The organism is Pelagibius sp. (assembly GCF_028281305.1).
GTDB lineage: Bacteria > Pseudomonadota > Alphaproteobacteria > Kiloniellales > Kiloniellaceae > Pelagibius.
This window is the reverse complement of the sequence record NZ_JANQKD010000111.1, coordinates 26838-39928: the sequence shown is the minus strand read 5'-3', so window position 1 is coordinate 39928 and position 13091 is coordinate 26838. Positions and strand designations below refer to the sequence as shown.

The 13091-nt window shown below is 63.8% G+C and carries 12 protein-coding genes and 1 pseudogene; 1 reads left to right on the top strand and 12 read right to left on the bottom strand.

All coding sequences use genetic code 11. From position 1 onward, the window contains the following. From Q0982_RS21270 to Q0982_RS21215, 12 genes and pseudogenes are all read right to left on the bottom strand, one after another. A pseudogene (locus Q0982_RS21270) lies at window positions 1-247 on the bottom strand (lipoyl synthase); the annotation flags it as partial. Continuing rightward, window positions 240-842 (bottom strand): pentapeptide repeat-containing protein, encoded by a 603-nt coding sequence (locus Q0982_RS21265; RefSeq protein WP_299399482.1) that lies wholly within the window; start codon window positions 840-842, stop codon window positions 240-242. The pseudogene Q0982_RS21270 and the gene Q0982_RS21265, both read right to left, overlap by 8 nt. A 7-nt stretch (window positions 843-849) precedes the next feature. Next, a complete protein-coding gene (locus Q0982_RS21260) occupies window positions 850-1254 on the bottom strand; it encodes a hypothetical protein (RefSeq protein ID WP_299399480.1) in 405 nt (134 codons plus the stop codon). A gap of 9 nt (window positions 1255-1263) precedes the next feature. After that, a complete protein-coding gene (gene lpdA, locus Q0982_RS21255) occupies window positions 1264-2667 on the bottom strand; it encodes a dihydrolipoyl dehydrogenase (protein WP_299399478.1) in 1404 nt (467 codons plus the stop codon). A gap of 20 nt (window positions 2668-2687) precedes the next feature. Further along, complete coding sequence (locus Q0982_RS21250; protein WP_299399476.1) at window positions 2688-3332, bottom strand: hypothetical protein; 645 nt, start codon at window positions 3330-3332, stop codon at window positions 2688-2690. Next, window positions 3329-3958 carry a hypothetical protein gene (locus Q0982_RS21245; protein WP_299399474.1) on the bottom strand — a complete coding sequence of 210 codons (630 nt, stop codon included), beginning with the start codon at window positions 3956-3958 and terminating at the stop codon, window positions 3329-3331. The genes Q0982_RS21250 and Q0982_RS21245 overlap by 4 nt, the downstream gene beginning before the upstream one ends. 33 nt (window positions 3959-3991) lie before the next feature. After that, window positions 3992-5329: a pyruvate dehydrogenase complex dihydrolipoamide acetyltransferase gene (locus tag Q0982_RS21240; RefSeq protein WP_299399472.1), complete on the bottom strand. Its 1338-nt coding sequence runs from the start codon at window positions 5327-5329 to the stop codon at window positions 3992-3994. Between the two features lie 24 nt (window positions 5330-5353). Further along, complete coding sequence (locus tag Q0982_RS21235; RefSeq protein ID WP_299399470.1) at window positions 5354-6739, bottom strand: pyruvate dehydrogenase complex E1 component subunit beta; 1386 nt, start codon at window positions 6737-6739, stop codon at window positions 5354-5356. 75 nt (window positions 6740-6814) lie between these two features. After that, window positions 6815-7843, bottom strand: coding sequence for a pyruvate dehydrogenase (acetyl-transferring) E1 component subunit alpha (gene pdhA / locus Q0982_RS21230; protein WP_299399468.1), 1029 nt, complete (start codon window positions 7841-7843; stop codon window positions 6815-6817). A 181-nt stretch (window positions 7844-8024) separates the two neighbouring features. After that, window positions 8025-8363 carry a septum formation initiator family protein gene (locus tag Q0982_RS21225; protein WP_299399467.1) on the bottom strand — a complete coding sequence of 113 codons (339 nt, stop codon included), beginning with the start codon at window positions 8361-8363 and terminating at the stop codon, window positions 8025-8027. Between the two features lie 159 nt (window positions 8364-8522). Beyond that, window positions 8523-9800 carry a phosphopyruvate hydratase gene (eno, locus tag Q0982_RS21220; protein WP_299399465.1) on the bottom strand — a complete coding sequence of 426 codons (1278 nt, stop codon included), beginning with the start codon at window positions 9798-9800 and terminating at the stop codon, window positions 8523-8525. A gap of 206 nt (window positions 9801-10006) precedes the next feature. After that, window positions 10007-11791: a methyl-accepting chemotaxis protein gene (locus tag Q0982_RS21215; protein WP_299399462.1), complete on the bottom strand. Its 1785-nt coding sequence runs from the start codon at window positions 11789-11791 to the stop codon at window positions 10007-10009. Window positions 11792-12227: 436 nt separating this feature from the next. Here Q0982_RS21215 and kdsA point away from each other — a divergent pair, with 436 nt between their 5' ends. Next, window positions 12228-13088: a 3-deoxy-8-phosphooctulonate synthase gene (kdsA, locus tag Q0982_RS21210; protein WP_299399459.1), complete on the top strand. Its 861-nt coding sequence runs from the start codon at window positions 12228-12230 to the stop codon at window positions 13086-13088. The last annotated feature ends 3 nt before the right edge of the window (window positions 13089-13091 follow it).

Genomic DNA, 13091 nt, shown 5'->3' with positions numbered 1-13091 from the left:
AGGCGCGGGTGCAGATCTCCCCCATGATCATCATGGTGGCGTGGCGCTGGGCCCAGCACTCCCCGATGTTGGGGCAGGCCGCCTCCTCGCAGACCGTGTTCAGCTTGTGGTCGCGCACGATCTGGCGGGTCGCGTGGTACTCCTTGGAGACCGGCGCCTTGACCCGGATCCAGGCCGGCTTGCGCTTCACCTCCTGGTCCGGCTTGTGGGCCTTCTCAGGATGGCGGACCCGGTGAGCATCAGTCATCTTCGTTCCTGTTTTTCTCTGGCTCCCTGCGGAGTGCATACCGAGCCGCAAGTGCATCCTCTTCTTGATCCGCCTCAAAGCGAACTCTTTCCATTATTTCTTTTAGCTGGCGCGCAGAGAACCTTGTTGTCTTATCAGATCTCGCTTCCGCTAGAATGTACCCTGACAAATGCTCTGAACTAGATACATTCACTCCCTGGATTTTCGCCCCTCGGAGGCTCCCAGGCTCCAATCTTGCTGATGTCAAAGTGACGTTTCGAAGGTCCACTTCTGAAAGATCGGTGCCACTTAAGTCAGCCCCGGTCAAATCCGCGCCTTCCAAACTTGCACCACTAAGGTTTGCACCAGAAAGATTTGCCCCTCGCAAATTGGCACCAGCTAGGTTTGCCCCTCGCAAATTAGCCTTTTGGAAATCAGCGTCGGTGAGAAGCGCTTTGCTCAGGTTGGCCTCACGAAGGTCGGCTTCGGACAACCGACCTTTGACGAAGTTTGCCCCAGGAAGGTAAGCCCCGGGCAGCTTCGCACCACGGAGATCTATGATTATCTCCTGCGTATGCGACAAGCCCTTTGCAGCAGATTCAACAACAGTCACCATGCTCTCCTTAGTCGCGCACCGGCTCCGTCACCTGCCATAAATAATCTAGCGCCTCCGCAACATCTTTACTTATACCACCCGGTTCGTCTTGATCCGCAATCGAAGTATTTCTTATAAAGAATGAAAATACGTTAGCGACTGGTGTTTTATATTCAGGGAATTCTTCACCTATTCGCTTTAACGTGTAAACAGCTCCCAACCGAATGTCGGCGCGTTGATTGGACAGCTGTTCTATGGATTTCGAGAAAAGCTCAGAAATGTGATCCCTTCTGGAAATCTCGACCTGATCGGAAGATGACTTCGCTTGACGGCTCGCCGCCAAGCCGCGCCACCAAGCAATGCCGATCCCCAAAATCCCTCCAAATACAATAGCGTAATTCCTTAGGATTTCGCTGTCTTGAACGGTCCACATTTCTAATTACTACATATGGATGACACGGTCGTAGGCATCAAGGACCGACTCGTGCATCATTTCCGAGAGGGTCGGGTGCGGGAAGACGGTGTGCATCAGCTCCGCCTCCGTCGTCTCCAGTCCCATGGCCACCACGTAGCCCTGAATCAGCTCGGTCACCTCGGCGCCGACCATATGGGCACCCAGAAGCTGGCCGGTCTTGGCGTCGAAGATGGTCTTCACCATGCCCTCCGGCTCGCCCAGGGCGATGGCCTTGCCGTTGCCGATGAAGGGGAAGCGCCCGACCTTGATGTCGTGGCCGGCCTCCTTGGCGCGCTTTTCGGTCAGGCCGACGCTGGCGACCTGAGGGTTGCAGTAGGTGCAGCCGGGGATCTGCTCCTTCTTCATCGGATGGACGTCGTTGAGGCCGGCGATCTTCTCGACGCAGATCACGCCCTCGTGCTCGGCCTTGTGGGCCAGCATGGGCGGGCCCGCCACATCGCCGATGGCATAGATGCCGGGCTCGGCCGTGCGGCCGTACTCGTCGATGACGATGCAGCCGCGGTCGGTTTTGACCTTGGTGGTTTCCAGGCCGATGTTCTCAATGTTGCCCTGCACGCCGACGGCGGAGATCACCCGGTCGACGGTGAGTTGGGAGGTCTTGCCGGCCTTGTCCTCGATGGTTGCGGTGACGTTGTCGCCGTTCTTCTTCACCGCTGTCACCTTTGTCTCGGTCATGATCTTGATGCCCTGCTTCTCGAACTGCTTGCGGGCATGCTTGGAAATCTCCTCGTCCTCCACCGGCATGACCTGCGGCATCACCTCGACGACAGTCACATCGGACCCCATGGACCGGAAGAAGGAGGCGAACTCGATGCCGATGGCGCCCGAGCCGATAACGAGCAGGCTCTTGGGCATGGTCTCCGGCACCATGGCCTCGAAATAGGTCCAGATCAGCTTCTTGTCCGGCTCGATCCCCGGCAGAGCGCGCGGACGCGCGCCGGTCGCCAGGATGATGTGCGGCGCCGTCAGGTCGCTGATCTTCTTGCCGTCCTTGGAGACGCTCAGCTTACCCGGGCCGTTCAGCTTGGCCTCGCCGTCGATCACCGTCACCTTGTTCTTCTTCAGAAGGTGGCCGACGCCGCCGTTGAGCTGCTTGGAGACGGCGCGCGAGCGCTGCACCACCTTGCCGAGGTCGAAGCCGACGCCGTTGGCGGAGAGCCCATAGGCATCGGCGTGCTGCATGTAGTGATAGATCTCGGCCGAGCGCAGGAGCGCCTTGGTCGGTATGCAGCCCCAGTTCAGGCAGATGCCGCCCAGATGCTCCCGCTCGACGACGCAGACCTTCATCTTGAGCTGCGCGGCGCGGATCGCCGCCACATAGCCGCCCGGCCCGCCGCCGACGACAACCAGATCGAAGTTCGTATCAGCCACAGTACCCTCCAAACGCCGGATCAGCCCGGCGGGTTCCAGATGTTCGCATCGGGCGCGCGCCCGGTGATGAGATGAATGATCAGCGGTACCGCCCCGCCCTTGCCGTCCTTGGTCTGCAGCTTGGACAGCAGCCCGGCCTGGGTATCGAAGACCGCACGGAAGGGCGCGATGGAGGACAGCAGGTCGAAGCGCCAGGTGCCCTGCTCCTCCTTGAAATGCACGGTGACCGGGATCGGCGAGCCCTTGAGGTTGGACAGCGACGCCTGGGCCTGGGTGCCGTTCACGCTGAAGGGCTCCGCCGTCAGCTTCTGCACCTCCTCCATGTCGAAGGCCTGCTGGTCCACCGCATAGGCCACCGGGTCACTTTCCGTCATGGCGCGCAGTTGATCGCCCGTCATGTTGTGGCGAAGCATCAGCACCGAGATCTGGTCCAGCAGCGGCAGCGCCCGCAGTTCCGCTTCCTCCATGGTCAGCGCCCGGTCGAGTGTCTGCGCCAGAAAGGCATGGGTGTCGGAGGCCGTGAGCCTCGAGGCTGCTGTTCCGTCGCCTTCCACCAGCGCCTGCTTGTAGGCGTCAAAGCTCTCGGCCACCGCCGCCGGCTCGGCAAGCGCGACACCGGGCAGCAACCCGATCAACAAGGTCGCGAGCCAGAGGCGTGGTCTCATGACGGCGGGTTCCAGATTTCCGGGCCGGCCTTGCGGCCGGTGCTGATTTCAAGCACCAGGAACAGAAACTCATCCTCGGTCATGCCCGACTGCTTTACCGAATACTCGATGGCGGTGCGCGTGATGTTCAGCATGCTGACAAGGTCCAAGCGCCAGCGCTCCGCTTCCTTCAGGAACTGGAGCTGGAAGGATGTCCTTCTGCCGTCCGCGGCCAGGACCGTTCCCGTCGCGGCGTCGCCCGCAACCGCGTAGTCGCCGAGCTGCAGGCGTTCTGCGCCCTCCTTGCCGATCCAGCCCTGGTCCACGGCAAAGGCGATGATCTCCTCTCCGCTCATAGTCTCCATGCGCGGCCGGTCGAGGCTGTGACGCAGCAGCAGGACGTTGGTGCGGTCCATGACATGCAGGGCATTCAAGCCGCTGCGATCGAGGGTGAGAGCCTGATCGGCATACTGGCGATAGAGATCGTGCGAGCCCTGCGTCACGACGGCCGCGGCTTTCGCCCCGTCCGATGCCATAATCGCCGTTCTGTAGGCCTGGAAACTCTGATCGACCGCTGCCGCGTCGGCGCGGGCCAGGGACGGCACGACAAGCGAGACGACAAGCAGCAGGACCGGCAGGCGTCGCATGGGGCTATCCCTTCCAGTGCAGAGCGATGGCCGCTACAGCAGCATCGACAGCGGATCTTCGATCAGCTTCTTGAAGGCGGCCAGGAACTCGGCGCCGACGGCGCCGTCTACCACCCGGTGGTCGACCGAGAGCGTGCAGCTCATGACCGTGGCCACCGAGAGGGCGCCGTCCTTCACCACCGGACGCTGTTCGCCCGCGCCCACCGCGAGAATGCAGCCCTGGGGCGGATTGATGACGGCAGAGAAGTCCTTGATGCCGAACATGCCGAGGTTGGAGACCGAGAAGGTCCCGCCCTGATACTCCTCGGGCGCCAGCTTGCCCTCGCGGGCCCGCGCGGCCAGGTCCTTCATCTCGTTGGCGATGGTGGCCAGACCCTTGCCTTCCGCCGCCTTGATGATCGGCGTGATCAGCCCGCTCGGCGTCGCCACGGCCACGGAGACGTCGGCGTGCTCGTAGAACAGCAGGCCTGAGTCGTCGTAGGAAGCATTGGCCGCCGGCACCTTCTTCAACGCCAGGGCGACCGCGCGGATGACGAAATCGTTCACCGATATCTTGTATTCGTCGGAACGGCCGTTCAGTTCCTTGCGGACCTTCAGCAGCTCGTCCACCTGGCAGTCGACCGTCAGGTAGAAGTGCGGCACCTGCTGCTTGGACTCGGTCAGGCGCTTGGCGATGACCTTGCGCATGCTGCTGAGCGGCTCTTGCGTGTAGGCCATGCCCAGGAGGTCCGCCATCTCCTTGGCGCCGGGGCCGCTGGGCGCCGGCGCAGCCGGGGTCTTTGCGGCCGGCGCGGCTGCCGGAGCGGCAGCGGGAGCCGCCGCGCCCACCGGTGCGGCCTCGACATCGGCCTTGACGATGCGCCCGTGCGGGCCGCTGCCGCGGACCGTGGCGAGATCGACGCCGCGTTCCTTGGCGATGCGCTTGGCCAGCGGGCTCGCGAAGATGCGCGCGCCCTCCCCAGCAGGGGCTGCGGCCGGAACCGGAGCGGCCGCGGCAGCAGCAGGCGGCGGCGCAGCACCGTTGGTGCCGGCCGCGGGCCCAGATGCAGGCGCCGGTGCAGGCACTTCCGCGGGTGCGGCAGCCGGCGGCGGCGCGGCAGGTGCCTCGCTGATGGCCGAGGCATCTTCGCCGTCTTCAAGCACCACAGCGATGACCTGGTTCACCGGCACCGCCTCGGTGCCTTCGGCGACCAGGATCTTGCCCAGGGTGCCTTCGTCGACGGCCTCCACTTCCATGGTTGCCTTGTCGGTTTCGATCTCGGCGATGACGTCGCCGGAGGCGATCTCGTCGCCTTCTTTCACCAGCCATTTGGCCAGGGTGCCTTCGGTCATGGTCGGCGAGAGCGCCGGCATGAGGATATTGATCGGCATATCTTCGTTCCCTCTTCCGCCAGCCTAGCTGCGGTAGCAGACTTCTTTGGCGCCGGCGACGATATCGTGCGCCTGCGGCAGGGCCAGGGCCTCCAGATTGGCGGCATAGGGCATCGGCACGTCGGCGCCGTAGACCCGCTTCACCGGTGCATCGAGCCAGTCGAAGGCCTGCTCCATGACGACGGAGGCGACCTCGGAGCCGATGCCGGCGTAGCCCCAGCCTTCCTCGCAGTTCACCAGGCGGTTGGTCTTCTGCACCGAGGCGATGATGGTCTCGGTGTCGAGGGGCCGCAGGCTGCGCAGATCGATGACCTCGGCATCGATGCCTTCGGCAGCCAGGGTCTCCGCCGCCTCCAGGGCCTTGCCCACCATGATGGAGAAGGCGGTGATGGTGACGTCCTTGCCGGGCCGGGCGATGCGCGCCTTGCCGATGGGCACCGTCCAGTCGGGGCTGTCCGGCACGTCGAAGCTCTGCCCGTAGAGGATCTCGTTCTCCAGGAAGATCACCGGATTGTCGTCGCGGATCGCCGACTTCAGCAGTCCCTTGGCGTCGGCTGCCGAATAGGGCGAGACCACCTTCAGGCCGGGCACATGGGCATACCAGGAGGCATAGCACTGGGAGTGCTGGGCCGCGACCCGTGCCGCCGCGCCGTTGGGTCCGCGGAAGACCATGGGCGAAGAGATCTGGCCGCCGGACATGTAGTGCGTCTTGGCGGCGGAGTTGAGGATCTGGTCGATCGCCTGCATGGCGAAGTTGAAGGTCATGAACTCGACGATGGGACGCAGACCGTACATGGCGGCGCCGACGCCGAGTCCCGCGAAGCCGTGCTCGGTGATCGGCGTGTCAACCACGCGCCGGGCGCCGAACTCGTCCAGTAGGCCCTGACTGACCTTGTAGGCGCCCTGGTACTCGGCGACCTCCTCGCCCATCAGGAAGACGCGGCTGTCGGTGCGCATCTCCTCGGCCATCGCGTCGCGCAGCGCTTCGCGCACGGTCTGGGTGACGGTCGCGCCGGTCCACTCGGGCTCGGCGGCCGCCGGGGTTGCCATCGGGGGCGCCGCCGCGACCGGCGCTGCGGCCGGCGGGGCCTCGGCTGCCGGCGCTTCCGGTGCGGCAGCCGGGGCCGGCGGGGGCGCTGCGGATACGGTGATGGCCGAAGCGTCTTCACCATCCTCCAGGAGGACGGCGATCACCTGGTTGACCGGCACCTCTTCGGTGCCTTCCGCAACCATGATCTTGCCGAGGACGCCCTCGTCCACAGCCTCGACCTCCATGGTTGCCTTGTCGGTTTCGATTTCCGCCAGGATGTCGCCGGAGGAGACCTCGTCCCCTTCCTGCTTCAGCCACTTGGCCAGCTTCCCCTCGGTCATGGTCGGCGAGAGTGCCGGCATGAGTACTTCGATTGGCATGGTCCCTCCCGGGAGAGTGCATCCGGTGGCCGGAGCGGCAGCGCCGCCGCGCGGAGCCGGAGCTGTCTTGAAGCCTTAGACGTAAACGTCGGTGTAGAGTTCGCTCGGATCGGGCTCGGGACTGGTCTGGGCGAAATCCGCCGCCTCGGAGACGATGGCCTTCACCTCCTTGTCCAAAGCCTTCAGACGATCCTCGTCCATCACCTTGCGCTCGATCATGATGCCGCGCAGCCGCTCGATGGGGTCGCGCTCCTGGCGGACCTTCTGCACCTCTTCCTTCGAGCGGTATTTGGCGGGATCGGACATGGAATGCCCGCGGTAGCGGTAGGTCAGCATTTCCATGATGAAGGGCCCCTTGCCGGAGCGGGCATGCCCAAGCGCCTTCTCCGCCGCCTCGCGGACCGCCAGCACGTCCATGCCGTCCACCTGCAGACCCGGAATGCCGTAGGCCTGGCCGCGGTTGTAGAGCTCGGTGCTCTTGGCCGAGGAACGCTCGATGGAGGTGCCCATGCCGTATTTGTTGTTCTCGATCACGTAGACCGCCGGCAACGACCAGAGCGCGGCCATGTTGAAGGACTCATAGACCTGGCCCTGATTAAGCGCGCCGTCGCCGAGATAGGTGATCGAAACCGCGTCTTCCTCGAGATAGCGGTGGGCGAAGGCGAAGCCGGTGCCCAGCGGCACCTGGGCGCCGACGATCCCGTGGCCGCCGAAGAAGCGCTCCTCGCGGCTGAACATGTGCATCGAGCCGCCCTTGCCCTTGGAATACCCGCCGCTGCGGCCGGTCAGTTCGGCCATCACGCCCTTGGGGTCCATGCCGCAGGCCAGCATGTGGGCATGGTCCCGGTAGGAGGTCAGCACGGTATCCAGTGGCCCCATGGCCGCCTGAACGCCCACCACGACCGCTTCCTGGCCGATATAGAGATGGCAGAAGCCCCCGATCAGGCCCATGCCGTACATCTGTCCCGCCTTCTCCTCAAAGCGGCGGATCAGCAACATGTCGCGGTAATAACTCTGGAGATCCTCGACCGAAACCTTGATCGGTGCCGCGGCGGCTTTGCGTTTCCCGCCGCCGCGCGACGCTGTCGCTTTGGTGCTTGCCATAGGGGGCTCCCTGCGTTGCGCAAAGGGGTCAAAGGCGGTTTATCTCCGCCGGATTGCCGGCGCAGCTTAGCGCAACAGATGTAGGGATGCAATCTTGGTTAATCTATTGAAGTATATTGCATAATTATGAATTAACACAATATACGTTAAGACCAAAGGAGGCGGCTCTTCCGGTCAGACGTCAGGGCGCCGGGCGGCGCTGCAGGGCGGGTTCCAGGAAGATAACATGATCCCGCTCCGCCCCGTAATTCAAGATTGCTTGCGCGCGCTCTTCCAGGAGGTCGGGGTCCAGGGTCGCGCCCCGCAGCAGCGCGACACGCCGCTCCAGCTGCCGGCGCTCGTCCTGCAGGCTGTCCGCCGTGGCCATCACCTGGGCCTGCTCCTGCTTCAGCATGATCCAGGCATAGAAGCCCCGGTCGCCGTTCATTGCGTGATAGGCGAAGTAAGCGACCATGCAGGCCGCGAGGACCTGGGGCACCGCCGATCTGGCGCGGGTCTTGATCTCTCTGAGCAAGCGCATGACCGGCAGCGAATCACACCGCGATTCGCCCGGTCAAGCAAAAAAGACTCAAGGATTCCAAATAGATTCAGGAAAGAGTCCGGCCGCCCAGGTGTTCCGTCTTTGGACTCGTTTTGGACTCTTCTCCGCCGCCCCCAACGGCGCGGCCGCCGCGGCGGATCACTCGGTTCCCACCACGCGTCCGGCGTAGACCGCGCTGGTGCCGAGTTCTTCCTCGATCCGGATGAGTTGGTTGTACTTGGCCAGCCGGTCGGAACGGGAGAGCGACCCGGTCTTGATCTGGCCGCAGTTGGTGGCCACCGCCAGGTCGGCGATGGTGGCGTCCTCCGTCTCCCCGGAGCGATGCGACATAACGGCGGTGTAGGCCGCCTTGTGGGCCGTGTCCACGGCCTCAAGGGTCTCGGAGAGGGTGCCGATCTGGTTCACCTTGACGAGGATCGAGTTGGCAACGCCCTTCTCGATGCCGTCGCGCAGGCGCACCGGATTGGTGACGAAGAGGTCGTCGCCGACGAGCTGCACCCGCTCGCCCAGGGCATCGGTCAGCAGCTTCCAGCCCTCCCAGTCGTCCTCGGCCATGCCATCTTCGATGGAGGCGATGGGATAGCGGCCGCAGAGCGCGACGAGATAGTCCACCATGGCGCCGGGGTCGAGGCTCTTGCCCTCGCCTTCCAACTCGTACTTGCCCGCTTTGAAGTACTCCGTGGAGGCACAGTCGAGGGCCAGAACCACGTCGTCGCCCAGGCTGTAGCCTGCGGCCTCCGTGGCCCGGGCGACAAACCCCAAGGCCTCGTCGGTGGACGCCAGGTTCGGCGCGAAGCCGCCCTCGTCGCCCACATTGGTGTTGTGGCCGGCGTCCTTCAGGCCCTTGCGCAGGGCATGAAAGATCTCCGAGCCCATGCGCACGCCCTCCGCCAGGGTGTCGGCCCCGACCGGCATGATCATGAATTCCTGGATGTCGATGGGATTGTCGGCATGGGCACCGCCGTTGATGATGTTCATCATCGGCACCGGCAGGGTCCGGGCATAGCTGCCACCGACATAACGGTAGAGCGGCAGACCCGCCTCCTCCGCCGCCGCTTTGGCGACGGCCAGGGAAACGCCGAGAATAGCGTTGGCGCCCAGACGGCCCTTGTTGGTGGTCTCGTCGAGATCGATCATGGTCTGGTCGATGTGCACCTGATCTTCGGCCTCCAGGCCGGAGAGCACATCGAAGATCTCGTGATTGACGGCTTCAACGGCCGCAAGAACGCCCTTGCCGCCGTAGCGGCCCTGGTCGCCGTCGCGCAGCTCGACGGCCTCATGCGCGCCGGTCGAGGCGCCGGAGGGCACGGCGGCGCGGCCGAAGGCGCCGTTTTCCAGGGTCACGTCGACCTCCACGGTCGGATTGCCGCGGGAGTCCAGGATCTCCCTGCCTCTGATGTCGATGATTGCCGTCATGGGTCCTGCGGTCCTCTCGTCTTCCGTTTCCTGCATCCGTCTCCCAGGGTGCACCCCTGGGCGGGCGCTGCCCCGCGCGGATGGATACAGGGTTTTGGAGGAGATTTCCCGCAGAAAATGGAACCCCGAAAAGACAGGCGGCGGACACCTAAGGCATCCGCCGCCTCTCTTGATCGGGCTCCCGCGGCCCGGGCCGCGGGCTGGCGCTAGGCCGCTTTTTCCTCGTCCAATTGACGGATACCGTCGAGGAAGCCCTGGACATTGGTTTTCATGGAGTCCGCCTGGCGGGACAGCTCGTTGGCAGCGTCCTGAACGTCCTTTGCGGAACTGCCGGTTTCTTCCGCCGCCTGAGAGACACCGGCAACGTTCTTGTCGACCTCCGCCGTGCCGGCGGCCGCCTGCTCGACGTTGCGCGCGATCTCCTGGGTCGCGGCGGTCTGCTCCTCGACCGCCGAGGCGATGCTGGTGGAGATCTCGTTGATGCTGGTGATCGTGGTGGCGATCTCCTTGATCTTGTCGACGGCGCCGCCGGTGGCTTCCTGCATCTCGCCGATCTGGCGGGAGATGTCTTCCGTTGCCTTGGCGGTCTGGTTGGCCAGGGACTTCACCTCGTTGGCGACGACGGCAAAGCCCTTGCCGGCTTCGCCGGCGCGCGCCGCCTCAATGGTGGCGTTCAGGGCCAGCAGGTTGGTTTGCTCGGCGATGTCGGAGATCAGGGACATGATCTCACCGATCCGCTGGGCAGCCTCGTCGAGGCCCTGCATCTCCTGGTTCGCCGCATCGGCCTGGGTCACCGCACCCTGGGCGACGGAGGTCGACTGCGCCACCTGGTTGCTGATCTCGGCGATCGCGTTGGACAGCTCCTCGGCCGCGGCCGCCACCGTCTGAACGTTGGCGGAGGCCTCCTGCGAAGCCGCCGCGACGGAGCTGGACTGCTGGGACGTGCGCTCCGCCGTCGACGTCAGGGAGCCTGCGGTCGACTGCATCTCGGTGGCTGCGGAGGAAACCGTCTCCAGCACGACCTGAATCTGCTGGTCAAAGTCTCGCGTCAGCTCGCCCTGGCGCTCCATGCGCCGCTTCTGACGCTCTTCCTCGGCCTTCTGGCGCTCGGCCAGCTCGTTGGCCTTGATCGTCGTCTGGCGGAAAACCTCGATGGTCTGTGCCAGCTCGCCGACCTCGTCCTTGGTGTCGACATTCAGCTCGACCGAGGTGTCCCCTTCAGCCAGTGCCTTCACGGTGCCGACGGCCCGGTTCAGCGGGCGCGAAAGCCCGTTGGCCATGAACCAGCCAAGACCCAGGCCGAGGGTGATACCGATACCGGAGACGGCAGCCAGCAGGACGAAGGCGCGCTTCTCGTCTGTCTCCGCCTTCAGGGCGGCAGCTTCGGTGAAGCTGATCAGCTTTGCGGCCAGGTGCTCCAACTCTTTGGTTAGGGCGTCCTGTTCGGCCTCCACCGTGGCAGCTTTCTCATCGATGGCATAAAGCTCACCGGAGTCGATCAGCGTGAAGATTTCGCGGGCATGAGCAACGTACTCATGATGGTGCTTCTCGATAATGTTCAGCTGTTCGACGACGCTCTGCATCTCGGTAAGCTGCTTTTCGCTGTGCGCAGTGGCAACGCCCTCAGCAGCCAGGACCTTGGCCGCTTGCAGCTCTTCTTCTGCGGTCTCGTTGACCGTGTCGAAGCGCTCACGGGTCTTCAGGTAGTGCTCCTGCTCGTTCGGCTGCGAGCGCATAATTGAACCCAGGCGGAGACCACGCTCGAAATAGGTGCCCTGCTCCAACTGTGCGGCAGTCAGCGTCGAGACATGATTGGTCAGGGGAACATCAACTTCCGCGAGATCGACGATCTCAGTGCCGATCTCTTCCAGTTTCCACAGCGTAATGGCGGCGTTGGTACCAATAATCGCCAAAAGCACACCGACAAGCCCCAGGATCTTGGCGCGCAGCTTCAAGTTCCCGAAGAACGAAAAAACACTGAATTTGGTCATGGCCAGCTCCGATCAAGATTGCTCCACCCACTCAATCACTGACCCTCTCCTTTTGTTGCTAATCTAAACGTCATTAGTGGATCTTTGATTAATTTAGATCGATCTTAGTCGTTTCGCGTAGAGGTTGTCTTTCAAGGAGCTTTTTATATTAGAGATTTCTAAGTTATCGATGGCCTGTCTTTTGTCCAAGCCCATCCCTTCACCCATCCCTTCACCCATCCCTTCAACGGAAGAGGGCCACCCGCTTGGGTTCGGCGGAACCGCGGCGCAGAGATGAAACGTCTTGGCCGGCTGGCTGGTTGGCGCGGTTTGTGACCGCGTTGGTTCCGCGCCGGCTTGCGATAACGCAGGGCTGCGGCTATGAAGCTGCCTCCACTGATCGGCCGGCTCTGCAGAGACCGATCAAATCCGGATTGGCGGCGATGAGGCGATAACGATGCAGCTCACCCTGGAGCGATGGGGACTTTCACTTGGCGACGGCCAGCCGCTGTTCTGCATTCTCGGCCTCAATGTCCTCGAGGACCTCAGTCTGGCCCTGGAGACTGCCCAGGAACTGAAGCAGATCACCGCAGAGTTGAGTCTGCCGTTGGTCTTCAAAGCCAGCTTCGACAAGGCCAACCGCTCTTCGTTCAAGAGCTTCCGCGGCCCCGGTCTGGAGACCGGGCTGGAGATCCTTGCGGCGGTGAAGGAACGCGAGAACCTGCCGATCGCGACGGACATTCACGAAGCGGATCAGGCCGAGGCCGTAGCCGCTGTGGCCGATCTTGTCCAGATTCCGGCTTTCCTCTGCCGGCAGACCGACCTGGTGGTGGCCGCCGCCAAGGCGACCGCGGCCAAGGGCGGGCTGCTGCACGTCAAGAAGGCGCAGTTCCTCGCCCCTTGGGACTGCCACAGTATTCTCAGGAAGATCGAAGAGGCCGCGGGACCCGGCCTGACCATCCTTTGCGAACGCGGCACCGCCTTCGGCTACAACAATCTGGTGGTCGACATGCTGAGCATCCCGGCGATGCGGCAACTGGGCGTGCCGGTCACCATCGACGCGACCCACGCGGTTCAGCTTCCGGGGGCCCGGGCGGACTCGGACGGGGTCTCCACCGGCGGGCGGCGTGAGGGTGTTCCGGTCATCGCCGCCGCGGCGGTCGCCGCCGGTGCTGACGGTGTGTTCCTGGAGTTTCACCCGGACCCGGACAAGGCCCTTTGCGATGGGCCGAGCTGCCTGCCGCTGGCCGGCGCCCGCGACGTCCTGGGCCGTCTCAAGGCGCTGCACGGCACGGTCCATCAGCGCAATGCGGCCTAGCAC

What these genes read in the sequence shown, in the direction of transcription:
- eno (WP_299399465.1), bottom strand. Translation starts at nt 9,800, where the DNA reads ATGACGGCAATCATCGACATCAGAGGCAGGGAGATCCTGGACTCCCGC.
- Q0982_RS21245 (WP_299399474.1), bottom strand. Translation starts at nt 3,958, where the DNA reads ATGCGACGCCTGCCGGTCCTGCTGCTTGTCGTCTCGCTTGTCGTGCCG.
- Q0982_RS21235 (WP_299399470.1), bottom strand. Translation starts at nt 6,739, where the DNA reads ATGCCAATCGAAGTACTCATGCCGGCACTCTCGCCGACCATGACCGAG.
- Q0982_RS21260 (WP_299399480.1), bottom strand. Translation starts at nt 1,254, where the DNA reads ATGTGGACCGTTCAAGACAGCGAAATCCTAAGGAATTACGCTATTGTA.
- Q0982_RS21225 (WP_299399467.1), bottom strand. Translation starts at nt 8,363, where the DNA reads ATGCGCTTGCTCAGAGAGATCAAGACCCGCGCCAGATCGGCGGTGCCC.
- Q0982_RS21215 (WP_299399462.1), bottom strand. Translation starts at nt 11,791, where the DNA reads ATGACCAAATTCAGTGTTTTTTCGTTCTTCGGGAACTTGAAGCTGCGC.
- kdsA (WP_299399459.1), top strand. Translation starts at nt 12,228, where the DNA reads ATGCAGCTCACCCTGGAGCGATGGGGACTTTCACTTGGCGACGGCCAG.
- Q0982_RS21250 (WP_299399476.1), bottom strand. Translation starts at nt 3,332, where the DNA reads ATGAGACCACGCCTCTGGCTCGCGACCTTGTTGATCGGGTTGCTGCCC.
- Q0982_RS21265 (WP_299399482.1), bottom strand. Translation starts at nt 842, where the DNA reads ATGGTGACTGTTGTTGAATCTGCTGCAAAGGGCTTGTCGCATACGCAG.
- pdhA (WP_299399468.1), bottom strand. Translation starts at nt 7,843, where the DNA reads ATGGCAAGCACCAAAGCGACAGCGTCGCGCGGCGGCGGGAAACGCAAA.
- Q0982_RS21240 (WP_299399472.1), bottom strand. Translation starts at nt 5,329, where the DNA reads ATGCCGATCAATATCCTCATGCCGGCGCTCTCGCCGACCATGACCGAA.